The sequence below is a fragment of the Janthinobacterium sp. Mn2066 genome, assembly GCF_049319705.1.
GTDB lineage: Bacteria > Pseudomonadota > Gammaproteobacteria > Burkholderiales > Burkholderiaceae_D > Janthinobacterium.
Genome location: NZ_JBMOUF010000006.1, coordinates 245,758 through 268,907, shown reverse-complemented (window position 1 = coordinate 268,907; position 23,150 = coordinate 245,758). Strand labels below are relative to the sequence as shown.

The 23,150-nt window shown below is 56.1% G+C and carries 31 protein-coding genes; 28 read left to right on the top strand and 3 right to left on the bottom strand.

Going from position 1 to position 23,150, the window contains the following annotated elements; all coding sequences use genetic code 11:
* Positions 1–18: 18 nt before the first annotated feature.
* A complete protein-coding gene (locus ACL9RI_RS13820) occupies positions 19–1,071 on the top strand; it encodes an ABC transporter substrate-binding protein (protein WP_422727115.1) in 1,053 nt (350 codons plus the stop codon).
* Positions 1,072–1,080: 9 nt separating this feature from the next.
* Positions 1,081–2,148: an ABC transporter substrate-binding protein gene (locus ACL9RI_RS13815; RefSeq protein WP_422727114.1), complete on the top strand. Its 1,068-nt coding sequence runs from the start codon at positions 1,081–1,083 to the stop codon at positions 2,146–2,148.
* Positions 2,149–2,157: 9 nt separating this feature from the next.
* Here the strand turns inward: ACL9RI_RS13815 and ACL9RI_RS13810 are convergent, their stop codons facing one another.
* The gene (locus tag ACL9RI_RS13810) at positions 2,158–4,035 is read right to left on the bottom strand and encodes a phosphoethanolamine transferase (RefSeq protein ID WP_422727113.1); all 1,878 of its coding nucleotides are present in this window, start codon (positions 4,033–4,035) and stop codon (positions 2,158–2,160) included.
* Between the two features lie 482 nt (positions 4,036–4,517).
* Between ACL9RI_RS13810 and rpsL the strand changes: the two genes are divergently transcribed.
* The 6 genes from rpsL (at position 4,518) to ACL9RI_RS13780 (ending at position 12,743) form a co-directional block, all read left to right on the top strand.
* Positions 4,518–4,901: a 30S ribosomal protein S12 gene (gene rpsL, locus ACL9RI_RS13805; RefSeq protein ID WP_025603541.1), complete on the top strand. Its 384-nt coding sequence runs from the start codon at positions 4,518–4,520 to the stop codon at positions 4,899–4,901.
* Positions 4,902–5,052: 151 nt separating this feature from the next.
* Positions 5,053–5,523: a 30S ribosomal protein S7 gene (gene rpsG, locus ACL9RI_RS13800; protein ID WP_152248496.1), complete on the top strand. Its 471-nt coding sequence runs from the start codon at positions 5,053–5,055 to the stop codon at positions 5,521–5,523.
* Between the two features lie 108 nt (positions 5,524–5,631).
* Positions 5,632–7,737 carry an elongation factor G gene (gene fusA / locus ACL9RI_RS13795; RefSeq protein WP_422727112.1) on the top strand — a complete coding sequence of 702 codons (2,106 nt, stop codon included), beginning with the start codon at positions 5,632–5,634 and terminating at the stop codon, positions 7,735–7,737.
* A 72-nt stretch (positions 7,738–7,809) separates the two neighbouring features.
* On the top strand, positions 7,810–9,000 hold the full coding sequence (tuf, locus tag ACL9RI_RS13790; RefSeq protein WP_422727111.1) for an elongation factor Tu: 1,191 nt from the start codon (positions 7,810–7,812) through the stop codon (positions 8,998–9,000).
* A 179-nt stretch (positions 9,001–9,179) separates the two neighbouring features.
* On the top strand, positions 9,180–9,497 hold the full coding sequence (rpsJ, locus tag ACL9RI_RS13785) for a 30S ribosomal protein S10 (protein ID WP_038497056.1): 318 nt from the start codon (positions 9,180–9,182) through the stop codon (positions 9,495–9,497).
* A gap of 462 nt (positions 9,498–9,959) precedes the next feature.
* A complete protein-coding gene (locus ACL9RI_RS13780; RefSeq protein ID WP_422727110.1) occupies positions 9,960–12,743 on the top strand; it encodes a TonB-dependent receptor plug domain-containing protein in 2,784 nt (927 codons plus the stop codon).
* A 101-nt stretch (positions 12,744–12,844) separates the two neighbouring features.
* On the opposite strand, the gene ACL9RI_RS13775 is transcribed toward ACL9RI_RS13780, so the two are convergent.
* Positions 12,845–13,396, bottom strand: coding sequence for a hypothetical protein (locus tag ACL9RI_RS13775; RefSeq protein ID WP_422727109.1), 552 nt, complete (start codon positions 13,394–13,396; stop codon positions 12,845–12,847).
* Positions 13,397–13,470: 74 nt separating this feature from the next.
* Positions 13,471–13,785, bottom strand: a complete 315-nt coding sequence (locus ACL9RI_RS13770) for a hypothetical protein (protein ID WP_422727108.1) — start codon at positions 13,783–13,785, stop codon at positions 13,471–13,473.
* Between the two features lie 240 nt (positions 13,786–14,025).
* On the opposite strand from ACL9RI_RS13770, the gene ACL9RI_RS13765 reads away from it, so the two are divergent.
* From ACL9RI_RS13765 to rpmD, 20 genes are all read left to right on the top strand, one after another.
* Entirely contained in the window at positions 14,026–14,214 is a 189-nt protein-coding gene (locus ACL9RI_RS13765; RefSeq protein WP_422727107.1) for a hypothetical protein, read from the top strand.
* Positions 14,215–14,540: 326 nt separating this feature from the next.
* Positions 14,541–15,197 (top strand): 50S ribosomal protein L3, encoded by a 657-nt coding sequence (gene rplC / locus ACL9RI_RS13760; RefSeq protein WP_076565200.1) that lies wholly within the window; start codon positions 14,541–14,543, stop codon positions 15,195–15,197.
* Between the two features lie 3 nt (positions 15,198–15,200).
* Complete coding sequence (gene rplD / locus ACL9RI_RS13755; RefSeq protein WP_183680791.1) at positions 15,201–15,821, top strand: 50S ribosomal protein L4; 621 nt, start codon at positions 15,201–15,203, stop codon at positions 15,819–15,821.
* Positions 15,818–16,135: a 50S ribosomal protein L23 gene (gene rplW / locus ACL9RI_RS13750; protein WP_010394398.1), complete on the top strand. Its 318-nt coding sequence runs from the start codon at positions 15,818–15,820 to the stop codon at positions 16,133–16,135. Before rplD ends, rplW begins: the two co-directional genes overlap by 4 nt.
* Positions 16,135–16,962 carry a 50S ribosomal protein L2 gene (gene rplB, locus ACL9RI_RS13745; RefSeq protein ID WP_219118954.1) on the top strand — a complete coding sequence of 276 codons (828 nt, stop codon included), beginning with the start codon at positions 16,135–16,137 and terminating at the stop codon, positions 16,960–16,962. The genes rplW and rplB overlap by 1 nt, the downstream gene beginning before the upstream one ends.
* A 10-nt stretch (positions 16,963–16,972) precedes the next feature.
* Positions 16,973–17,248: a 30S ribosomal protein S19 gene (rpsS, locus tag ACL9RI_RS13740; RefSeq protein ID WP_008444295.1), complete on the top strand. Its 276-nt coding sequence runs from the start codon at positions 16,973–16,975 to the stop codon at positions 17,246–17,248.
* A complete protein-coding gene (gene rplV / locus ACL9RI_RS13735; RefSeq protein ID WP_170840583.1) occupies positions 17,245–17,577 on the top strand; it encodes a 50S ribosomal protein L22 in 333 nt (110 codons plus the stop codon). Before rpsS ends, rplV begins: the two co-directional genes overlap by 4 nt.
* A gap of 9 nt (positions 17,578–17,586) precedes the next feature.
* Complete coding sequence (gene rpsC, locus ACL9RI_RS13730) at positions 17,587–18,402, top strand: 30S ribosomal protein S3 (RefSeq protein ID WP_183680789.1); 816 nt, start codon at positions 17,587–17,589, stop codon at positions 18,400–18,402.
* 2 nt (positions 18,403–18,404) lie between these two features.
* Positions 18,405–18,824 carry a 50S ribosomal protein L16 gene (gene rplP, locus ACL9RI_RS13725; protein ID WP_038497037.1) on the top strand — a complete coding sequence of 140 codons (420 nt, stop codon included), beginning with the start codon at positions 18,405–18,407 and terminating at the stop codon, positions 18,822–18,824.
* A gap of 12 nt (positions 18,825–18,836) precedes the next feature.
* A complete protein-coding gene (gene rpmC, locus ACL9RI_RS13720) occupies positions 18,837–19,028 on the top strand; it encodes a 50S ribosomal protein L29 (RefSeq protein WP_010394412.1) in 192 nt (63 codons plus the stop codon).
* Positions 19,025–19,297 carry a 30S ribosomal protein S17 gene (rpsQ, locus tag ACL9RI_RS13715; RefSeq protein WP_065310148.1) on the top strand — a complete coding sequence of 91 codons (273 nt, stop codon included), beginning with the start codon at positions 19,025–19,027 and terminating at the stop codon, positions 19,295–19,297. The genes rpmC and rpsQ overlap by 4 nt, the downstream gene beginning before the upstream one ends.
* 253 nt (positions 19,298–19,550) lie before the next feature.
* The gene (gene rplN / locus ACL9RI_RS13710) at positions 19,551–19,919 is read left to right on the top strand and encodes a 50S ribosomal protein L14 (protein ID WP_008444317.1); all 369 of its coding nucleotides are present in this window, start codon (positions 19,551–19,553) and stop codon (positions 19,917–19,919) included.
* 9 nt (positions 19,920–19,928) lie between these two features.
* A complete protein-coding gene (gene rplX, locus ACL9RI_RS13705; protein WP_010394419.1) occupies positions 19,929–20,243 on the top strand; it encodes a 50S ribosomal protein L24 in 315 nt (104 codons plus the stop codon).
* A gap of 6 nt (positions 20,244–20,249) precedes the next feature.
* On the top strand, positions 20,250–20,789 hold the full coding sequence (gene rplE / locus ACL9RI_RS13700) for a 50S ribosomal protein L5 (RefSeq protein WP_183680788.1): 540 nt from the start codon (positions 20,250–20,252) through the stop codon (positions 20,787–20,789).
* Between the two features lie 4 nt (positions 20,790–20,793).
* The gene (rpsN, locus tag ACL9RI_RS13695; RefSeq protein ID WP_038497021.1) at positions 20,794–21,099 is read left to right on the top strand and encodes a 30S ribosomal protein S14; all 306 of its coding nucleotides are present in this window, start codon (positions 20,794–20,796) and stop codon (positions 21,097–21,099) included.
* A 14-nt stretch (positions 21,100–21,113) separates the two neighbouring features.
* Positions 21,114–21,509, top strand: coding sequence for a 30S ribosomal protein S8 (rpsH, locus tag ACL9RI_RS13690; RefSeq protein ID WP_008444325.1), 396 nt, complete (start codon positions 21,114–21,116; stop codon positions 21,507–21,509).
* A gap of 10 nt (positions 21,510–21,519) precedes the next feature.
* Entirely contained in the window at positions 21,520–22,053 is a 534-nt protein-coding gene (gene rplF / locus ACL9RI_RS13685; RefSeq protein ID WP_034778281.1) for a 50S ribosomal protein L6, read from the top strand.
* A gap of 13 nt (positions 22,054–22,066) precedes the next feature.
* Positions 22,067–22,429 carry a 50S ribosomal protein L18 gene (gene rplR, locus ACL9RI_RS13680; protein WP_010394431.1) on the top strand — a complete coding sequence of 121 codons (363 nt, stop codon included), beginning with the start codon at positions 22,067–22,069 and terminating at the stop codon, positions 22,427–22,429.
* Between the two features lie 9 nt (positions 22,430–22,438).
* Positions 22,439–22,957 (top strand): 30S ribosomal protein S5, encoded by a 519-nt coding sequence (rpsE, locus tag ACL9RI_RS13675; RefSeq protein WP_010394433.1) that lies wholly within the window; start codon positions 22,439–22,441, stop codon positions 22,955–22,957.
* A gap of 10 nt (positions 22,958–22,967) precedes the next feature.
* Entirely contained in the window at positions 22,968–23,147 is a 180-nt protein-coding gene (gene rpmD / locus ACL9RI_RS13670; RefSeq protein ID WP_010394435.1) for a 50S ribosomal protein L30, read from the top strand.
* Positions 23,148–23,150: the final 3 nt, after the last annotated feature.

Here is a 23,150-nt window from a genome sequence, read left to right as displayed (position 1 = left end):
CACTTCCAGGAGAGCACGATGAGCAAAGCATTAGAAACCTTGTGGTACACCCGCTGCCCGGTTCCGACCAGCCTGGGGATCGCGCTGCAGCGCGGCTGGCTTGAAGAAGCGTTCGCGCGCCAGCACACCAGCATCAAGTCGCTGCAGGAGTCCAGCGACGTGGCCGTGCGCGAATCGCATTTCGACCATACCCTGCAAAATTCGGTGCGCCACGGCGGCAATATCCCGGCCATCTGGGCCCGCGCCAGCGGGCGGCAGACGCGCGTGGTCGGGCTGTCCTGGGCCGATGAGATCCAGCTGATATTGACCTTGCCCGGTTCCGGCATCAACACGGTGCGCGATTTGAAGGGGCGCAAGTTCGGCTTGCCGCTGTGGCGCAACGTGCAGATCGACTTTGCGCGGGCGCAGGCCATCCGCGCGCTGGAAAACGCGCTGCGCCTCGAAGGCCTCGAAGTGGCGGATGTGGAACTGGTCGATTTCATTATCGAACGCCGTCCCAGCGACGAGCCGGTGCAGCGTATCGATGGCAGGGCTGACCTGAGCACCAGCGGCGGTTCGCGCAATGCCGAGCTGGTGGGACTGCTGCGTGGCGAAGTCGATGCGATTTTCCTCAAGGGCGCGCATGCGGCCCAGCTGGTCCACCATTTCGGCTTGCAGGTAGTGATCGACACCGGTTCGCATCCGGAACCGCTGGTGCGCTCGAATAACGGCACGCCCCGTACGCTGACGGTGGACCAGCACCTGCTCGACCAGCATGGCGATGCGGCCGTGCTGTTGCTGGAGACGACCCTGCGCGCCGAGCAGTGGGCGCATGGACATCCGCTTGAAGCGCGCCAGTTCCTGGCCCGTGAAACGAACAGCAATGATTTCTGGGTGCGCCGCGCCTATGGCGAGGATGCCCATTTGCGCCTGCAAACCCATTTCAGCGAAGGCAACGTGGCGGCGCTGCAGGATTTCACCAATTTCCTGCACCGCTGGGGCTTCATTCCCGCAACTTTTGACGTGCGCGACTGGATAGCCGCGGGGCCGTATGAACAGGCCAGTGCGCGCCTGCATGCGCGCGCAGCATAGGGGGACGGCATGACGGACCTGACCCTGGCCGCCGCCACGCCGGCAGCGCTGAAACAGCTGTGGTTTACCCGTTGCCCGGTGCCGACGGCCACCGGCCTGGCCTACAAGCTGGGCTGGCTCGATGAGGAATTCGCGCCGGACGGCATCGCGCTGGCCACCTTGCAGGAGCAGCCGGCCGGCAGCGCCCTGGCGCGCCATCATTACGACCACGCACTGCCGCAACTGATACGCGAAGGCGGCAATATGCTGGCGCTGGCGGCGCGCGCACAGGGCGCCGATACCCGCCTGATCGGCCTGACCTGGATCGACGAAGGGCAGGCCATCATCGTGCGCGCCGGCAGCGGCTTGCGCGCGCCGCATCAGTTAAAGGGCTTGCGCGTGGCCTTGCCCGCCTATATTGCGCACCCGATTGCGGCGCATGTGCGCGGCAGCAGCATCGCGCGCGGCATGAGCTTGCATGGCGTGAAGGGCGTGCTCGCCTCGGCCGGCCTGTCGCTCGACGATGTGCGTTTTGTCGAAGTGGAGGCCGCGCTGCAGCGCGAGCGCGGAGCGAGTGGCTTGCAGGGCTTGTGGGCGGGACTCGAACACCTGGCCGCCGGCCGGGTCGATGCCGTGTATGTGAAAGGGGCGGCGGCGTTCGATGCGGCGCAGCGCCTGGGCCTGGAAGTAGGTATCGATATCGACGCCTTGCCGCAGCGCTACCGCGTCAACAATGGCACGCCGCGTCCGATCACGGTGCATCGCAGCCTGCTCGATGATCAGCTGGAGGTGGTGGCGCGCTTCCTGGCGCAGAGCTTGCGCGCGGCCGACTGGGCTGCCTGCAACCTGGACGGCGTGCAGCGGGTGCTGCAGGATGAGACGCGCGGCAGTGCTTTAGCGGTGACGCAAGCCTACCGCAACGGCTTTCATCAAGCCTTGCATCCGGACCTGTCGCCGCAGCGGCTGGCATGGTTGCGCCAGCAGGCGGACTTTTTGCTGCTGCACGGCTTTCTCGACGCCGATATCGATCTCGACGCCTGGACCGATTACCGTCCGCTGGCGGTGGCCCGCCGCCTGCTGCAGGAGCGGCAGATCTAGCGCGGGCGCCTACTTGTCCTGTTTTTCCGGCGTGCCCCGGTCGATCACTTCATGGCAATCGCCGCGCAGGGTGGAATTGTCGTAGTTGGTCCAGCCGTAGCTGTCGACATAGCGCTTGTGCTGCTTGAAGCGGGGATTGACGAAGCTCCACTCGGGCTGTTCGCCGGGGAAGTGGATGTCGCCCATGTCGAGCAGGGTGTGGAACATGTTTTCCGTCGACAGCCGCGCTTTCTGGTGCAGGTGCAGCTGCGCCACCTTGTCCGGATAGCGGATCTGGAATTGCGGCGAGTACCAGACGAAGGACGGCACGTGGAATTCATATTGCGTGTTATGGCCGTGGAAGGCCAGGCGGCAGGTGCCGTCGTACAGGGTCTGGCCATGGTCGGCCACGTAGACGAGGGAACTGCGCAGGGCCGTGCGCTCGCCGCCGTCCTTGAGGATGCCGATCACGTTCGATAAAAACCAGTCCGTGTACAGGATCGAGCTGTCATAGCTGTTGTTCAGCTGCGGCTTGATGGCCGTATCCGTGTAGACGGGCTTGTCCACGCCGAACAGCGAAGGCTGCCATTTGTCGAATGATTTCGGATAGCGCTCGCTGTAGTTCCAGTGGCTGCCCAGGGTATGGAGCACGATGAGTTTTTTCGGCGCCGGGTCGGCCAGCGCATTTTTGAGCGGGTCGAACAGGATCTGGTCGAAGTTCGAGGTATTCGTGAAACCGCCCAGGTTCAGGAACTGCACCACGTCGGCTTCCTTGGCAAACACGGAGACGGGCGTGTCGAACTTGCCGAACGAGATCTGGTTCGACAGCCAGTAGGTTTTAAAGCCCGCTTCCTTGTAGGCGGTAATAAACGACTTTTCCGAGAAGCCGTCCTTCAGGCTTTGTCTGGCCGGCTTGCGCGATACGATCACGGGCACCGACAGGCGGGTGGCCGAGACGGACGTGATGACGTCGGCCAGCGGCACCAGGTTGCTTTCCTGTTTCAGCAGCGGATTGGTGTCGCGCGTGTAGCCATTCAGGCTCCAGCGGTCGTAGCGCGACGACTCGCCGATCACCATCACCACTACTTCAGGTTGCGTGTCCGGATCTTGCTGCCGGGCGCCGAAGCGGAAGCTGCTGCTTTTCTTGCCCAGTTCGGCCAGGTAGCGGCGTTCCTTGTAAAAATCGTAGCCGCGTCCCAGCAGGCCGAAGGGCCAGGAATTATTGACCATGCCGATGTCATACGGCAGCTGCGCCCAGTGGGGCAGGCTGGGCCAAGCCAGACCCGTTGTATCGGCGCCGGCGATGCTGGCGTCTTCGGCATTCTCTTCCTCGTCTGCCTGGTCGCTGTCGGCGCTGGCTGATGCCGAAGCGTGCGGCGCATGGTGGCGCACCTTGGCGGCGTAGCCGAATTCGTGGCCGTACAACCAGAAGCCGCCCAGCAGCAGCAAGAGTCCCAGCGCGGCGGGGCGCGTCTTGCCGGTCCAGTCGAGTTCGCGCGTGCGCGTGGCGGCCCACCAGCCCAGCGCGCACCAGGCGATCACCGCCAGCATGATGGCGCCCATCAGCCAGACTTTCTGGCCCAGGAATTCCATCGCCTCCATCGGGCTGGTTTCCATGATGATGCCCAGGTGATGCGTGGAAATGCCCTGGCCATAAAAGATGAACAGGTAGACTTCCGTCGGCACGGCCAGAAAGGCTGGCACCAGCAGCCAGTGGAAATACGCGGGACGCTTGAAAATGCCCCATACGGCCAGCCAGGCCAGCAATTCAAAACTGAGCATCTGCCACGGATGTTCGGGGGGATGCCCCAGCAGTACCGGAATAAAGGGCACGGCCGTCAGCAGGAGGTAGCTCAGCAGCAGAAATAGCGTGGCAAGGCGGTTGGCGGGGCGAAACAATGTGCGCATAGGGTCAGGACTGGGGGCGATGGGGACAAAGTGCGGCGAAAAATGTCCGCTATTATCAGCCCTTTTGTCATCTTGCGGTCACATATCAGGAAGTCCCTGCTTGGCCACGCAAGCGGCAGGGCGGTGCATTGCCACAGTGACATTCCTAGAAGGAAAGAATGCAAGAAAGATTATTTTTGCCTGCTTGAACGGCCATCAGTTATTGATGAAAATACCACAAATCGCACGCCTTTTTGCCTTTTTTTATAGCAAAAAGCCGTAAACTGATTGACCCCCTGTAGTACAAGGTCTAAACTAGCGAGTTCTCGATTTTATTCTGCTCATCGTTTACGTGTTATCTGGTGATGTCATGGCCGCTCCTTACCGAGTGGCTGCGGGCGCCGGGTGAAGCTAGGCAGGGCAGTACGGAAGCGGGACGAGGTTTTAGTCGCCGGACATCTTGTCCGGGTTATTAATCGTAGTTTTTTGTTGGATTTATAACGATGCCAACCATCAATCAATTGATTCGCAATCCACGCGTCGCTCTGACCGTGAAAAGCAAATCGCCGGCGCTGGAAAACAGCCCGCAAAAACGTGGCGTTTGCACCCGTGTGTACACCACGACTCCAAAGAAGCCTAACTCGGCTCTGCGTAAAGTCGCTAAAGTGCGTCTGACCAACGGTTTCGAAGTGATTTCGTACATCGGCGGTGAAGGCCATAACCTGCAAGAGCATAGCGTTGTTCTGCTGCGCGGCGGTCGTGTAAAAGACTTGCCAGGTGTGCGTTACCACATGGTTCGCGGTGCTCTGGATACCCAAGGCGTGAAAGACCGTAAACAAGCGCGTTCGAAGTACGGTACGAAACGTGCTAAGGCCGGCAAGAAGTAATAGTTGTTAGTAGCAAACCCAAGTTTCGCTCAGTGGCAGCTAACTAAGTGAATGTAGTCGACCGCATCTGGTCGAGTAAGTGGAGGACTATGATGGTCGTCCGCGAGTGTGCGAAGAACGCGCGCTCAACTGAAGATTGAAAGGAATTGATATGCCACGTCGTCGTGAAGTACCCAAACGCGAAATTTTGCCAGATCCAAAATTCGGCAACACTGATGTCGCTAAATTTGTAAACGTACTGATGCTGTCCGGTAAAAAATCGGTTGCAGAAAACATCATCTACGGTGCTTTCGAGCACATCGCTGCTAAAACCGGCAAAGATCCACTCGAAGTTTTCGTTACCGCAATCAACAACGCAAAGCCGTTGGTTGAGGTGAAATCCCGTCGCGTTGGTGGTGCAAACTACCAGGTGCCGGTCGAAGTTCGCCCAGTCCGTCGTATGGCTCTGTCCATGCGTTGGTTGCGTGAAGCTGCTAACAAGCGCAGCGAAAAATCGATGCCACAACGCCTCGGCGGTGAGCTGATGGAAGCGGCTGAAAGCCGCGGCGGCGCGATGAAAAAACGCGACGAAGTCCATCGCATGGCTGAAGCGAACAAAGCGTTCTCGCATTTCCGCTTCTAATAAAAAGCCAGCTTCCGCAAGGCGGCTGTCAAGTATCTGTTGTTCGAGGCCGGGCTCATTTTTGCAAAAAAATGCTGCTCGGTTTTGTCCATTCATTTAGGATTAATTATGGCCCGCAAGACCCCCATTGAGCGCTACCGCAATATCGGTATCTCCGCTCACATTGATGCAGGTAAGACGACCACCACCGAACGCGTCCTGTTCTACACAGGTAAAAGCCACAAAATCGGTGAAGTGCATGATGGCGCCGCCACCATGGACTGGATGGAGCAAGAGCAAGAGCGCGGTATCACGATTACGTCCGCAGCGACCACTTGCTTCTGGAAGGGCATGGCTAACAACTTCCCTGAGCATCACATCAACATCATCGACACCCCGGGCCACGTAGACTTCACCATTGAAGTTGAGCGCTCGATGCGCGTGCTGGATGGCGCCTGCATGGTTTACTGTGCAGTCGGCGGTGTGCAGCCACAATCGGAAACGGTATGGCGTCAGGCTAACAAGTACAAAGTGCCACGTCTGGCCTTCGTGAACAAGATGGACCGTACCGGCGCCAACTTCTTCAAAGTGTACGATCAGATGCGTGCGCGTCTGAAAGCGAACCCGATTCCTCTGCAAATCCCTATCGGCGCTGAAGACAGCTTCCAGGGCGTGGTCGATCTGGTCAAGATGAAAGCCATCTATTGGGACGACGCTTCGCAAGGCATGAAGTTCGACTACCGCGATATCCCTGCTGAGCTGGCTGATCAAGCCGCTGAGTGGCGCGAGAAGATGGTCGAAGCCGCTGCTGAAGCATCGGAAGAGCTGATGAACAAGTACCTGGAAGAAGGCGACCTGACGGAAGCTGAAATCAAGGCTGCTCTGCGCACGCGTACCCTGGCATCGGAAATCGTGCCGATGATGTGCGGCACCGCGTTCAAAAACAAGGGCGTACAAGCCATGTTGGACGGCGTGATCGAGTACCTGCCATCGCCAGTCGACATCAAGCCAGTTGAAGGCGTGGATGAAGATGACCAGCCGACGTCGCGTAAAGCGTCGGACGATGAAAAATTCGCCGCGCTGGCGTTCAAGATCATGACCGACCCATTCGTGGGCCAGCTGATCTTCTTCCGCGTCTACTCGGGCATGATCAATTCGGGCGATACCGTCTTCAACCCGATCAAGGGCAAGAAGGAACGTCTGGGTCGTATTCTGCAGATGCACGCGAACCAACGCGAAGAAATCAAGGAAGTGCGCGCCGGCGATATCGCCGCTGCAGTGGGTCTGAAAGAAGCAACCACGGGCGAAACCCTGTGCGACCCTTCGTCGATCATCACCCTGGAAAAAATGATTTTCCCTGAGCCAGTGATCTCGCAGGCGGTTGAGCCTAAGACCAAGGCTGACCAGGAAAAAATGGGCCTGGCGCTGAACCGCCTGGCACAGGAAGATCCTTCGTTCCGCGTAAAAACCGATGAAGAATCGGGCCAGACCATCATCGGTGGTATGGGCGAGCTGCATTTGGAAATTATCGTTGACCGCATGAAACGTGAATTCAACGTTGAAGCGACCGTCGGCAAGCCACAAGTGGCTTACCGCGAAACGATCCGCAAAACTTGCGAAGAGTCGGAAGGCAAATTCGTCAAGCAATCGGGTGGTCGTGGTCAATACGGTCACGTGGTTCTGAAGATCGAACCGCAAGAACCAGGCAAGGGCTTTGAATTCGTTGACGCGATCAAGGGCGGTACCGTTCCTCGCGAATTCATCCCTGCAGTTGAAAAAGGCGTGCGCGAAACGCTGAACTCGGGCGTGATGGCTGGCTATCCAGTTGTTGACGTTAAAGTTACGCTGTTCTTCGGTTCCTACCATGATGTCGATTCGAACGAAAATGCATTCCGCATGGCCGCTTCGATGGCATTCAAAGATGGTTGCCGCAAAGCAGCTCCAGTTATCCTGGAGCCGATGATGTCGGTGGAAGTGGAAACGCCAGAAGATTACGCCGGTACCGTGATGGGCGACCTGTCGTCGCGTCGCGGCATGGTGCAAGGTATGGATGAGATTGCTGGCGGTGGCGGCAAGATCATCAAGGCCGAAGTACCTCTGTCGGAAATGTTCGGCTACTCGACCTCGCTGCGTTCCGCAACGCAAGGCCGTGCGACTTACTCGATGGAATTCAAACACTATGCTGAAGCACCTAAGCATGTGACTGAAGCAATCGTAAGCTCGAAAGCTAAGTAATAGAAGTTCCGGGCCGGATTTCACGAGAATTCCGGTCCCTACATTTAAATCATTGTTCTAAGGAAGAATAAAATGGCAAAAGGTAAATTCGAACGGACCAAGCCGCACGTCAACGTCGGCACCATCGGCCACGTCGACCACGGTAAAACCACCCTGACCGCTGCAATCGCAACGGTACTGTCGAAAAAATTCGGCGGCGAAGCTAAAGCATACGACCAGATCGATGCAGCTCCAGAAGAAAAAGCACGCGGTATTACGATTAACACCGCGCACGTTGAGTACGAAACGGCTACCCGCCACTACGCTCACGTTGACTGCCCAGGCCACGCCGACTACATCAAGAACATGATCACCGGCGCAGCACAAATGGACGGCGCGATCCTGGTTTGCTCCGCAGCAGACGGCCCAATGCCACAAACCCGCGAGCACATCCTGCTGGCCCGCCAAGTTGGCGTTCCATACATCATCGTGTTCCTGAACAAGTGCGACCTGGTCGACGACGCAGAACTGCTGGAACTGGTTGAAATGGAAGTGCGCGAGCTGTTGTCGAAATACGACTTCCCAGGCGACGATCTGCCTATCATCAAAGGTTCGGCCCGTATGGCGCTGGAAGGTCAAGAAGGCGAAATGGGCGTGGACGCAGTGCTGCGTCTGGCCGATGCCCTGGATGCTTACATCCCAACCCCAGAGCGCGCAGTTGACGGTGCGTTCCTGATGCCAGTGGAAGACGTGTTCTCGATCTCGGGTCGCGGTACCGTTGTGACCGGTCGTATCGAGCGCGGCATCATCAAGGTCGGCGAAGAGATCGAAATCGTTGGTATCACCGATACCGTCAAAACGACTTGCACCGGCGTGGAAATGTTCCGCAAACTGCTGGACCAAGGTCAAGCAGGCGACAACGTTGGTCTGCTGCTGCGCGGCACCAAGCGTGAAGACGTGCAACGTGGTCAAGTTCTGGCAAAACCAGGCTCGATCAAGCCGCACGCGCACTTCACCGGCGAGATCTATGTTCTGTCGAAAGACGAAGGCGGCCGTCACACGCCATTCTTCAACAACTATCGTCCACAGTTCTACTTCCGTACCACGGACGTAACCGGTTCGATCGAGTTGCCAGCAGACAAAGAAATGGTGATGCCAGGCGATAACGTGTCGATCACCGTCAAGCTGATCAACCCGATCGCGATGGAAGAAGGTCTGCGCTTCGCTATCCGCGAAGGCGGCCGTACCGTCGGCGCTGGTGTTGTTGCAAAAATCCTGGCTTAATTCTTAAGCCTGCATAAAAGAGGAAGCGTCGTCGCCCGGCGCCCCTCTTTTTTTTCGACTGCCGGGGTTGGCAAGCATTTTGGTGCTATCATGTCGACCCTGACGGTTGTTGCGTCAGAAATTCCCGTGTTACCTCATTGCCGTGCAGACCGCGCGGTTCGTTCTTTTAAGGAAATACCATGTCGACACCAAACCAAAAAATCCGTATCCGCCTGAAGGCTTTCGATTACAAACTGATCGACCAGTCCGCTCTGGAAATCGTTGAAACCGCGAAGCGCACCGGCGCTGTCGTCAAAGGCCCAGTACCACTGCCTACCCGTATTCAGCGTTTCGACGTGCTGCGTTCCCCGCACGTCAACAAAACTTCGCGCGATCAGTTCGAGATCCGTACGCACCAACGCCTGATGGACATTGTTGACCCAACGGACAAAACCGTTGACGCGCTGATGAAGCTGGACCTGCCAGCTGGTGTTGATGTAGAAATCAAACTGCAATAATTGTTTCACGCTGGCGCGCGGGGATTGCCCCTCTCGCCAGCGGATAATAGGGCCGGACCTGTCCGCAAGCGCGTGCATATCTGGCCCTATTTTTTTGTGCGGCTCCCAGCCTCACGACACGACGCCCAAGTGCGTTTTCAGCCGCGCCGCCATGGTGCGATGGCTCTGTATTCGTCGACGCACTTTTCTGTGCTCAGGAGGCGATCAGACGACGCTTTCTAAGGCGTAAATTGTTTAAACTGATTCCATTAAACAACACATTTGTGTTTAAAACGAATTAAAAATGGCAATGACCGTTTTTCTACTTTTCTAATCATCAATGATGTGAGAAATTTGTAAAACACGTTACAAAGTGTGAGTGTCTTACAAAGACGATCACTCCGACGTGACGTCTCATACAATAGAAAAATCTTGGGAGTAGTCGTTTTGAATAAAAAAACAATCAACAGCCAGACACCGGGTTTGAAGAGAAGCACCATTGCCATCGCGCTGACGCTGGCATTCTCGCAAAATGTACTGGCACAACAGGCAGCACAGCCTGAAGAGAAATTGCAACGCGTCGAAGTCACCGGTAGTAGCATCAAACGCACCCAGGCAGAAGCCGCCGGTGCGGTACAAGTGATGACCCGTGCAGACATCGACCGTACCGGCCAAACCACGGCACTGGGCATCCTGAATGCATCGTCCGCCGTCAGCACCGACATCAACTCGGCGACCAGCAGCTCCGGCAGCTTCGCGACGGGTTCCTCGGGCGTGGGCTTGCGCGGCCTGGGCAAGGTTGCCACCCTGGTGCTGGTTAACGGCCAGCGCATTGCGCAATACGGCCTGGCCGATGGCGCACAACAAAACTTCACCAACCTGGATGCGATTCCTGCTGCCGCTATCGAGCGCATCGAGATCCTGAAAGACGGCGCTTCGGCGATCTACGGTTCCGACGCCATCGCCGGCGTGATCAACATCATTTTGATGAAGGATTTCCAGGGCGCGAAAGTTACCGCCAACTACAAGGAATCCGAAAACTTCAGCGACCAGCGTAACCGCAGTGCGTCCGGTATCTTCGGCGTCGGCGATATCGACCGCGACGGCTTCAACACCTACGTTTCGTATGAAGTCTACCAAAGCGATGGCTATTCGGTCGGCGACCTGCGCAACCGCTATCCTGACTGGCACCGTCAAACCCCGGGCCGTTCGACCTGGGACGCCAAGAGCTCGTTCTCGCCTACCGGTAACTATTACCTGAGCAGCACGAATATCGTTGCCGCGCCTGGCTGCCCTGCCGGCAGTATCGATCCGGTTGACAAGCTGTGCAAGATGGACATCCTGCCGTACACCGGCTTGACCACCGATGCCAAGCGTTACAACATCGCCAGCAACACGCATTTCAAAATCGGCAAGGATATCGATGCCAACTTTGAAATCACCAGCGCCGGCGCCAGCAATCAATATATCGTCGCTCCTTTCAACGTCAGCAACGGTAGCGCCACTACTTCGTCGAGCACCTGGTACAACGCAGTCGATGGCAAGGTAGTTGGTCCGTTCTTCTATCCAAAACTGCCAGTTGGCCACCCGAGCAATCCATACAATGTGCCGGTGGAATACCGCGCACGCATGATGGACACCGGCAACGGCTTCAACTTCAACCGCACCGAATCGGATCAGTCGCGCTTCATGCTGACCCTGGCTGGTGACGTCAAGGGCTTTGACTGGAAATCGTCGTTCGGTTACATGAACTCGAAAGCGACCAAGGCGACCCGTGCAGTGAGCGCTGCCGGCTACACCAACGCCATCGTCAACGGTACCTACAAGTTTGGCCAGCAAAACGATCCAGCGCTGCTGGATTCGATGTTCCCGATCCGTACCACCGAAGGCGAATCGAAGATCTCGTTTGCCAATGCGACCATCTCCGGTGAAGTGATGCAATTGCCTGCCGGTCCGCTGAGCGTTGCATTCGGTACCGACATCCGTCGTGAAAAATACAAGATGGCCAGTTCGGACAACGTGCTGCGCGGCGAGCTGGTCGGCATTGCTGGCTTGCAAGTCGACGACAAGATGGATCACTACGCACTGTTTACCGAAGCTACCATCCCGGTCATCAAGCGCGTTGAGTTGAGCGCTGCCGTGCGTGCCGACAAATCCACCAACAGCGACGTGCATTTCTCGCCGAAGCTCGGCCTGCGTATCAATGCGACCGATACCCTGTTGTTGCGCGCTACCGTATCGGGTGGCTTCCGTGCGCCAAACATCGTTGAAACCGGTAACGGCCTGGGCCGTAGCTCGTTCGCTACCAACGTCAGCGATCCACGCCGTTGCTCGACCGCCAGCACCTTGAACAAGCTGATCCAGAACAATGCGGCTGCCACCAGCACCGACAAAGCTCAGGGTAACAGCTTCCAGAACGCTGACTGCCTGGCTGGCCTGGCTAGCTTTGTATCGGCCAACAAGGACCTGAAACCGGAAACTTCGCGTTCGATCACCGCTGGTTTCGTGTTTGAGCCGGTCAAGAACTGGACCGTGGCACTGGACTACTTCCACATCGAGCGCAAGGATGAAATCGGTATCCGTTCGGTTGCCGACGTATTGAAAGGCGAAGACTCGCTGCCAGCTGGCCAGCTGATTCGCGTTGATAACTCGGCTGCCGATGCGCAATTCCTGGCATTGGTCAACAAGTATGCTCCAGGTAATACCACCAACTTCGGTGGCGTTGGCAAACTGGGCCTGTTGTACAACCCATACGTCAACAGCGGCCGCACCCGTGCTTCGGGTTTCGACTTTGATGGTTCGGGCCGTTTCAACACCCCGGTCGGTCAAGTTCGTCTGAACCTGGAAGGTACTTACCTGTGGAAATATCAGGAGTACAGCGTTGCTGACAATGCCTACGATAGCAATATCTCCGGTACCTATGACCTGGGTCCGCGTATGAGCATCAAGCTGCGCGGCAGCCTGAAGTCCGGCGCCTTCGACAACGGTGTGACGGTGAACTACAAGAGCGGCTATAGCAACAACAGCCCATCGTCGCCGACTTACTGTGTGACGAACAAGGTTTCGGCCGAAAACATGGCAGCTTGCTCGCGTGTTGGCAGCAACACGACGGTTGATTACAACCTGGCGTACACCGCGATCAAGAACACCCGTCTGAGCCTGTACATCGACAACCTGTTCGCGAAAGATGCACCGATCAACTGGCGTGATGGCTACCAGCCACAGTTCCGTCGTATCGGCGTATCGGCTGCTTACACCTTCTTCTGATCGTCTTCAACTGATCAGTGAACGTCCGGCGCTTGCCGGGCGTCTCAAAAACCAGGCCTTGCGCCTGGTTTTTTTTTCGTTGTGACGATGGCGCCATGGCGCTATTTCAGGCTGGCCGCCACCACCTCAAAGCGTTTGCCCAGCGCTGCTTGCGGCCCTCCTTGCAATTGCCGTGCGTACTGCTGCAATACGTTGGCGGAGTACGTGCGCGAAGGAGGCGACAGGTTCGGCAGCAGAGGCAGCACGCGCTGCAGATAATCGCTGCCCTCCTGCCATTTGCCTTGCGCTGCCAGCGTTGACGCCAGTTCCACCAGGCGCCGGCCGATGCGGGCGTCGCTGCGCGGCTGGGCCGCTTCTTCGGTGGCCAGTGCCTGGCGGTAGAGCTGCTCGGCTTCGTCATTCTTGCCTTCCAGCCGTTTGATCCGACCCAGGTTGTACTGGCGCTGCGACAGCAGTTCAGGCGAGGCATTCGCTTGTTCTGCCGTGCGCAGCGCCTGGGTGCAGGCGAGATCGGCCTCGGCCAGTTGCCCCTTCAGTTCGGCGTTATTGCAGGCATCGTGCTGTTCGTTGGAGGCGGTGAGTAGCGACGCCGGCGTGCTGCAGGCACTGAGCAGGGCGGCGGCGCATAGCAGGCTGATAGTATGTTTCTTCATGATCTCCTCGTATTTGCAGTGGGGGCAAACGTGACTCGTTGAAGTAATGCTATTGTGAAATATCCTATCAGTATTTACACGCCTGCGGCATGTTTCGCGGCGCGTGCGGCGCGCCTCTGATTGACGGTGTCCATCCGCTGCATGGGTATCCGCCATTTGTGCCGCTGATCTGCGCACCGGCCCGCAGCGATGGGGGAGCGCGACCGCAGCATGGAGTAGAAATCGGTGCCGGCGATGACGTCATCAGGCTGTTTTCGGCGCGCCAGCTGGCGGCCCGCATCTGCGCGATCCTGCGTCGCGCCGGCGCCACAATTACCCTGCGCATGACTGGCATGACGATAGCCGTTGCTGTGCGGCGCCCTGCATGGCTTGCCGAGTTGGGAAAACAATGTCCTGCCATGGACAGCATCCTGCGGCAGGCGCCTGGCAGCGGGGGCAGTAAAAATTCACTGAGCGCATAAACTTATTTGTTTTTTAAGAAAAGTGGTGTTGAGTTGGTATTGTTTACGGTATTCTATTGGCATTGTCTTTCTCTTAATGGCGAGCTGTTGAGGGCTTGCCTGGAGTTGTGGCGAGGGTGGCGCCGCAGCCTTGCCTGTTCTTCCATCCATATAAAAAGGAGATGAGTCATGATCAAGAAAGCCGGTGCCTTCCTGTTTGCCCTCGGCCTGAGCGCGTCCTATGCGTTTGCGGCCGGCGATGTGTCGCAGTGCTATATGGAGTGCGGCCAGAAAGTGGCGCGCTGCCAGGCCAGCCTGGGTGGTAGTCCTATCTGCTCGGACATGTACGACCATTGCCTGGCCAACTGCCAAAAATAAGCCGCTCCTGGCATAAAAGCGGGGCAGGTGCGTAGGCGCGTGCCCCGTTTGTTTTACTGCTGCACTGCATTTCCGCTAAGCCGCCAGCCCGCATAAAATCGGCTTCTGCCGCCATTTCCCTGCTGTTTGGCATGATTTTTAGCCGCCTTACACAACTCCCGCAAGAGCGTCGAACAACACTTTGACATACCCCGTGTTAACTTGTTGCGTCAAGGGTTTTTGTGCTATATACTAGCCGGCTTCGGTATGGATTCGTCTTTTTTGAGTCCTACGTTACTTTGTAGTTAAACAAGCCCCGCCCAATCGCAGGTGGGAATGGAGAAAAAATGAGCCTAGGCCTTCTCGGTCGCAAGGTTGGTATGATGCGCATTTTCACGGATGAAGGGGATTCGATTCCTGTCACCGTGCTGGACGTATCGAACAACCGTGTTGCGCAAATCAAAACCCCTGAAACAGATGGCTACTCCGCTGTTCAGGTCGCATTCGGTCAACGTCGCGCTTCCCGCGTGACCAAAGCTGTTGCTGGTCATCACGCTAAAGCTGGTGTTGAAGCCGGTACTCTGTTGAAAGAGTTCCGCGTTGACGCTGCTAAAGCCGCTGAACTGAAAGCTGGCGATGTTGTTGCCGCTTCCCTGTTCGAAGTCGGTCAAAAGATCGACGTGCAAGGCGTTACCATCGGTAAAGGCTATGCAGGCGTTATCAAACGTTACCACTTCGCTTCCGGCCGTCAAACGCACGGTAACTCGCGTTCGCATAACGTTCCAGGTTCCATCGGTATGGCGCAAGATCCAGGTCGCGTTTTCCCTGGTAAGCGCATGACCGGTCATCTGGGTGACGTTAACCGTACGATCCAGAACCTCGTGATCGCCCGTATCGATGCCGACCGTCAGCTGTTGCTGGTCAAAGGCGCGATTCCAGGCGCGAAAAATGGCCAGGTAGTTGTCTCGCCAGCCATCAAAACCAAAGCCAAGAAGGGAGCTTAAACGATGGAACTCAAGCTTCTGAATGCGCAAGGTCAAGCCGGCTCCAACGTCGTCGCTGCTGATACTGTTTTCGGCCGTGATTACAATGAAGCGCTGATCCACCAAGTCGTGATCGCTTATCAAGCGAATGCACGTAGCGGTAACCGCAAGCAAAAAGACCGTGAAGAAGTTCACCACACGACCAAAAAGCCATGGCGCCAAAAAGGTACCGGCCGCGCTCGTGCTGGTATGTCGTCGTCGCCACTGTGGCGCGGCGGTGGTCGGATTTTCCCGAACTCGCCTGACGAAAACTTCACCCACAAAGTGAACAAAAAAATGTATCGCGCAGGTATCTGCTCGATCCTGTCGCAGCTGGCTCGCGAAGAGCGCCTGATCGTCATCGACGATCTGACGATCGACGCGCCAAAAACCAAGCTGTTGTCGCAAAAATTGAACGGCCTGGGCTTTGATTCGGTTCTGATCATCACCGACGTTCTGAACGAAAACCTGGAACTGGCATCGCGCAACCTGCCGAACGTACTCGTTGTTGAGCCACGTCATGCAGACCCGATGTCCCTGGTGTTCTACAAGAAGATCTTGGTCACCAAAGCTGCACTGGCTAAGATTGAGGAGATGCTGGCATGAGCGCGATTTTGAAACATAGCGAAGAACGCTTGATGAAGGTGCTGTTGGCGCCGGTCATTTCCGAAAAGGCCACCATGGTCGCGGAAAAGAACGAGCAAATTGTATTCCGCGTATTGCCGGATGCAACCAAGCCTGAGATCAAGGCAGCAGTTGAACTGCTGTTCAAAGTTGAAGTTCTGTCCGTGCAAACTGCAAACCGCGAAGGTAAGCAGAAACGCACCGGCAAGTTCAACGGTCGTCGTAACCATACCAAGCGTGCTTTCGTGTGCCTGAAACCTGGCCAGGAAATCAACTTCTCCGAGGAGGCTGCATAATGGCACTCGTTAAGATGAAACCAACCTCGCCAGGCCGTCGCGGCATGGTAAAGGTGGTGAATGCCGACCTGTACAAAGGTCGTCCATTTGCTGCCCTGGTTGAAAAGAAATCCAAGACCGCTGGTCGTAACAACAACGGTCACATCACCACCCGTCATATCGGTGGTGGTCACAAGCAACACTACCGCTTGATCGACTTCAAGCGCACCAAAGATGGTATTCCAGCGAAAGTGGAACGTATCGAATACGATCCAAACCGCACCGCGAATATCGCTCTGCTGTGCTACGCCGACGGCGAACGTCATTACATCATCGCGACCAAAGGCATGTCCGTTGGCGACAGCGTGATGAACGGTTCGGAAGCACCGATCAAATCGGGTAACTGCTTGCCAATCCGCAACATCCCAGTCGGCACCGTGATGCATTGCGTCGAGATGCTGCCAGGTAAAGGTGCCCAAATGGCCCGTACCGCCGGCGCTGGCGTTGTGCTGATGGCCCGTGAAGGTACCTACGCTCAAGTGCGTCTGCGCTCGGGTGAAGTACGTCGCGTGCACATCGAGTGCCGTGCAACCGTGGGTGAAGTCGGCAATGCCGAGCACAGCCTGCGTAAAATCGGTAAAGCTGGTGCGATGCGCTGGCGCGGTGTTCGTCCTACCGTTCGCGGTGTGGTCATGAACCCGGTCGATCACCCGCACGGTGGTGGTGAAGGTAAAACAGCAGCTGGTCGTCATCCAGTTTCGCCTTGGGGCCAACAGACTAAAGGTAAGAAGACACGCAGCAACAAGCGTACTACTTCCATGATCGTCTCGCGCCGCGGCAAGAAATAAGGGGTAGCACATGACACGTTCATTGAAAAAAGGGCCGTTCTGTGACGCCCACCTGGTGAAAAAAGTTGAAGCTGCGCAAGCTGCCAAAGACAAAAAGCCAATCAAAACCTGGTCGCGTCGTTCGACAATCATGCCTGACTTCATCGGCCTGACGATCGCGGTACATAACGGCAAGCTGCACGTGCCAGTTTATGTTTCCGAAAACATGGTTGGTCACAAGCTCGGCGAATTCGCACTGACCCGTACGTTCAAGGGCCATGCAGCTGACAAAAAGGCTAAGAAATAATGGAAACTAAAGCTATCCTCAAAGGTGTGCGCCTGTCGGACCAAAAGGGCCGCCTGGTTGCGGACCTGATCCGTGGCAAGAAAGTTGACGCTGCACTCAACATCTTGCAATTCAGCCCGAAAAAAGGTGCTGCGATCATCAAGCGTGTTCTGGAATCCGCAATTGCGAATGCTGAGCACAACGATGGCGCCGACATCGACGAATTGTTCGTGAAAACGATCTACGTCGAAAAGGGTCCGGTCCTGAAGCGCTTCACCGCGCGTGCAAAAGGCCGTGGCGACCGTATTTCGAAACAATCCTGTCACGTTTACGTGACTGTCGGTAACTAAGGAGCCACGATGGGTCAGAAAATTCATCCAACCGGTTTCCGTCTGGCGGTCACCCGTAACTGGGCTTCGCGCTGGTATGCAGGCAACGGCAATTTCGCTGCCATGCTGAACGAAGACTTGAAAGCACGTGCTTACCTGAAAAAGAAACTGAAGAACGCTTCGGTTGGCCGCATCGTTATCGAGCGTCCAGCAAAGAACGCGCGCTTCACGATCTACAGCTCGCGTCCAGGCGTGGTCATTGGTAAAAAAGGCGAAGACATCGAAGTACTGAAGTCCGCTTTGACCAAGATCATGGGCGTGCCAGTACACGTGAATATCGAAGAAATCCGCAAGCCGGAAATCGATTCGCAACTGATCGCCGATTCGATCTCGCAGCAGCTGGAAAAACGGATCATGTTCCGCCGCGCCATGAAGCGCGCAATGCAAAACGCAATGCGCCTGGGTGCCCTCGGTATCAAGATCATGTCGTCCGGCCGTCTGAACGGTATCGAAATCGCTCGTAAAGAGTGGTACCGCGAAGGCCGCGTGCCTCTGCATACCCTGCGCGCCGATATCGACTACGGTACCAGCGAAGCATCGACCACCTACGGCATCATCGGCGTCAAGGTATGGGTTTACAAAGGCGACCGCGCTCCTAACGGCGACGCACCAGTAATCGATACTCCAGCTGACGAGAAGAAAAGCCGCGGTCCACGCCGTGACGATGGCAAGCCAGCCGGCCGCCCACGTCCAGCGGGTGCGAAACCATCCACAGCACCAGGTGCTGCTCGTGTGCGCGCCGCTAAACCGGCCGCCGCTGCACCAGCTGAGAAAGCAGGAGAATAATCATGCTGCAACCAGCACGCAGAAAGTATCGTAAAGAGCAGAAAGGCCGTAATACCGGTATTTCGCACAGCCGCGGCACCGCCGTGTCGTTTGGCGAATTCGGTCTGAAGGCAGTTGCGCGCGGTCGTATCACTGCGCGTCAAATTGAAGCGGCGCGTCGTGCAATGACCCGTCACATCAAGCGCGGTGGCCGTATCTGGATCCGTATCTTCCCGGACAAACCGATTTCGAACAAACCGGCTGAAGTCCGTATGGGTAACGGTAAAGGTAATCCTGAGTACTACGTGGCTGAAATCCAGCCAGGTAAAGTACTGTACGAAATGGATGGCGTTGATGAAGCGCTGGCACGGGAAGCTTTCCGTCTTGCCGCCGCTAAACTGCCACTGGCTACGACTTTTGTCGTACGTCAAGTCGGCCAATAATTGGAGTTGTATATGAAAGCATCTGAACTCCGCGGCAAGGACCAGCCGGCTCTGCAAAAAGAGCTGAATGATCTGTTGAAGGCACAGTTCGGCCTGCGTATGCAAATCGCTACGCAACAGCTGAGCAACACTTCGCAGCTCAAGAAGGTACGCCGCGATATCGCGCGTGTGAAGACGGTAATGAATCTGAAGGAAGCCAAATGAACGAACCAGTGAAACAGTCGCTCAAGCGCACGCTGATCGGTAAAGTGGTATCCGACAAGATGGACAAGACCGTTACCGTTCTGATCGAGCGCCACGTGAAACATCCTTTGTATGGCAAGATCATCATGCGTTCGAACAAGTATCACGCGCATGACGAGACCAACCAGGTCAAAGCCGGTGATACGGTAGAGATCCAGGAAGGTCGTCCGATCTCCAAAACGAAGGCATGGACGGTGACCCGTGTGGTTCAAGCCGCACCCATCGTTTAAATAAAAACCACCGCTTCGGCGGTGGGTTTTAATTAGTACTTGCAGGCCCGCAAATTGTATGTAATACTTGCGGGCTTCGTTCATGTAACGCCGCAAAGTGTCTGGCCACAGACAGTAGCATTCGCGGTCAGTTGATGTATGAAGGTCATGCACCCAAACAGTGAAGCCCAGCAGGGCGGCTCTGGCGGGACCAAGACTGACCGCGGGTCTACATTGTGTGGATTCTTCGGCTTAAGTTGGGAAAGAGAATACTATGATTCAAACTGAAAGCCGGCTCGAAGTGGCTGACAATACCGGTGCCAAAGAAGTAATGTGCATCAAGGTATTGGGCGGCTCCAAGCGCCGTTATGCTGGCATTGGCGATGTGATCAAGGTAACCGTTAAGGTTGCTGCGCCACGTGGTCGTGTCAAAAAAGGTGAAATTTATAACGCCGTGGTTGTGCGCACCGCTAAAGGTGTTCGCCGCCAAGACGGTTCCCTGGTGAAGTTCGACGGCAATGCCGCCGTTCTGTTGAACGCCAAGCTGGAACCGATCGGTACCCGTATTTTTGGACCTGTCACGCGCGAACTGCGCACTGAGAAGTTCATGAAAATCGTGTCCCTGGCACCGGAAGTCCTGTAAGGAGTCGTAATGGATAAGATTCGTAAAAACGACGAAGTCATCGTTCTGACCGGGAAAGACAAGGGCAAACGTGGTGTGGTACAGCAACGTATCGATGCTGAACATATCGTGGTTGACGGCATTAACATCGCTAAAAAAGCGACTAAGCCTAACCCGATGACTGGCGTAACTGGTGGTATCGTCGATAAGACCATGCCAATTCACGTGTCCAACGTTGCATTGTTCAATGCAGCGACTGGCAAGGCAGATCGCGTGGGTTTCAAAGAAGTGGATGGCAAAAAAGTCCGCGTCTTTAAATCCTCCGGCGAAGTAGTGAAGGCTTAAGAAATCATGGCACGTCTCCAAGAATTCTATAAAGAAAAAGTCGTCGCCGACCTGACAGCCAAATTTGGCTACAAGTCGTCGATGGAAGTTCCACGCCTGACCAAGATCACCCTGAACATGGGTGTTGGTGAGGCAATCGCGGATAAAAAAGTACTCGAGCACGCTGTTGCTGACTTGACCAAGATCGCCGGCCAGAAGCCAGTGACCACCAAGTCGCGTAAAGCGATCGCGGGCTTCAAAATCCGTGAAGGCTACCCAATCGGTACGATGGTTACCCTGCGCGGCGCTCGCATGTACGAGTTCCTGGATCGCTTCATCACCGTGGCCCTGCCACGTGTACGCGATTTCCGTGGTGTAAATGGTCGTGCATTCGATGGCCGTGGCAACTACAACATCGGTGTCAAGGAACAGATCATTTTCCCTGAGATCGAGTACGACAAGATTGACGCGTTGCGCGGTATGAATATCAGCATCACGACAACCGCTAAGACCGACGATGAAGCGAAAGCGCTCCTCGCCGCCTTTAAATTCCCGTTCAGAAACTGAGATCATGGCAAAATTGGCACTGATTAACCGTGAGCAAAAGCGTGTAGACCTGGCTGCGAAATTCGCCGTCAAACGCGCTGCGCTGAAGGCCATCGTTGATGACCAGTCGAAATCGGAAGAAGAGCGTTACGAAGCGCGCCTGAAATTGCAAGCGCTGCCACGTAACTCGAATCCGACGCGTCAACGCAACCGTTGCGCAATCACCGGTCGTCCGCGCGGCACATTCCGTAAATTCGGTCTGGGTCGTATCAAGCTCCGTGAATTCGCCATGCGTGGTGAAATTCCGGGTATGACAAAAGCAAGCTGGTAATAGGAGAATATGCAATGAGTATGAGCGATCCTATCGCCGATATGCTGACCCGCATTCGCAACGCACAAGGCGTGCAAAAAACGACCGTGGCCATGCCATCGTCGAAAGTCAAAATTGCGATTGCCAACGTCCTGAAGGACGAGGGTTACATTGAAGATTTCGCTGTTGCCGAAGCTGGTGGCAAGGCGGAACTGAAGATCGGTTTGAAGTATTATGTTGGCCGTCCCGTTATTGAGCGCTTGGAGCGCGTGTCCCGTCCGGGTCTGCGCGTCTACAAGGGTAAAGACGAGATCCCTACTGTGATGAATGGCTTGGGTGTGGCGATCGTGTCGACTCCGCAAGGCGTCATGACTGACCGCAAAGCACGCGCTACCGGTGTCGGCGGCGAAGTTATTTGCTACGTGGCTTAAGGAGTTACACATGTCTCGAGTAGCTAAAATGCCTATCGTAGTGCCAGCTGGCGCCGAAGTCGCCATCTCCGCACAAGCGATCACCGTAAAAGGCCCGCTGGGCGTGCTTTCCCAGGCCCTTACCGGTCAGGTCAAAGTAGAAAACAATGCAGGAACCCTGAGTTTCGACGTGGCGAACGACAGCCGCGAAGCCAATGCCATGTCCGGCACGCTGCGCGCTCTGGTCAACAACATGGTTGTTGGCGTCACCAAGGGTTTCGAGAAAAAGCTGAACCTGGTAGGCGTGGGTTACAAGGCGCAAGCTCAAGGCGACAAGCTGAATCTGTCCCTGGGTTTCTCGCACCCTGTAGTGCACGACATGCCAGCCGGCGTTACCTGCGCAACGCCAACCCCGACTGAGATCCTGATCAAAGGTATCGATCGTCAACAGGTTGGCCAGGTAGCTGCTGAAGTTCGTGCTTACCGCGCTCCTGAGCCTTATAAAGGCAAGGGCGTTCGCTATGCGGACGAAGTGGTTAAGCTTAAAGAAACCAAGAAGAAGTAATTAGGGGCTGACGATGGATAAGAAAGAATCACGGCTTCGCCGCGGACGCCAAACCCGCATCAAGATCGCGGAATTGAAAGTAAATCGCTTGTCGGTGCACCGCACCAACCTGCACATTTACGCCAACCTGATCAGCCCGGACGCTAAAGTCCTGGTTTCGGCATCGACTGCTGAAGCTGAAGTACGCGCTGAACTGGCAGGCCAATCCGGCAAAGGCGGCAATGCCGCTGCTGCAGCCTTGATCGGCAAGCGCGTTGCTGAGAAAGCATTGAAAGCAGGAATTACCGAAGTTGCGTTTGACCGCTCCGGTTTCCGTTACCACGGCCGTGTGAAAGCGTTGGCAGAAGCCGCACGCGAAGCCGGTCTGAAGTTCTAAGGATCAATCATGGCAAAAATGCAAGCAAAAATGCAAAGCGACAAGCCGGATGATGGCATGCGCGAAAAAATGATCGCGATCAACCGCGTGACCAAAGTGGTCAAGGGTGGTCGTATCATGGGTTTCGCCGCGCTGACCGTAGTTGGTGATGGCGATGGCCGCGTCGGCATGGGCAAGGGCAAGTCGAAAGAAGTGCCAGTTGGCGTGCAAAAAGCAATGGAAGAAGCACGTCGCAACCTGATCAAAGTGCCGCTCAAAAACGGTACTCTGCATCACACGGTCGTTGGTCGTCATGGCGCGTCGAAGGTTCTGATGAACCCCGCCAAGCCTGGTACCGGCGTGATCGCTGGTGGCGCAATGCGCGCTATCTTCGAAGTGATGGGCGTGACGGACGTGGTGGCGAAATCCACCGGTTCGAACAACCCATACAACCTGGTGCGCGCTACGCTGGACGGCCTGTCGAAAATGAGTACTGCTTCCGATATCGCTGCCAAACGCGGCAAGTCGGTTGAAGACATTCTGGCTTAAGGTGGACAAAATGACAAACACAGTCAAAGTGCAATTGGTCAAGGGCTTGATCGGTACGCGCGAATCGCATCGCGCTACCGTGCGCGGTCTGGGTCTGCGTCGTGTGAATTCGGTTTCCGAATTGCAAGACACCCCATCCGTACGCGGCATGATCAATAAAGTATCGTATCTCGTTAAAGTTGTCGGGTAAGCC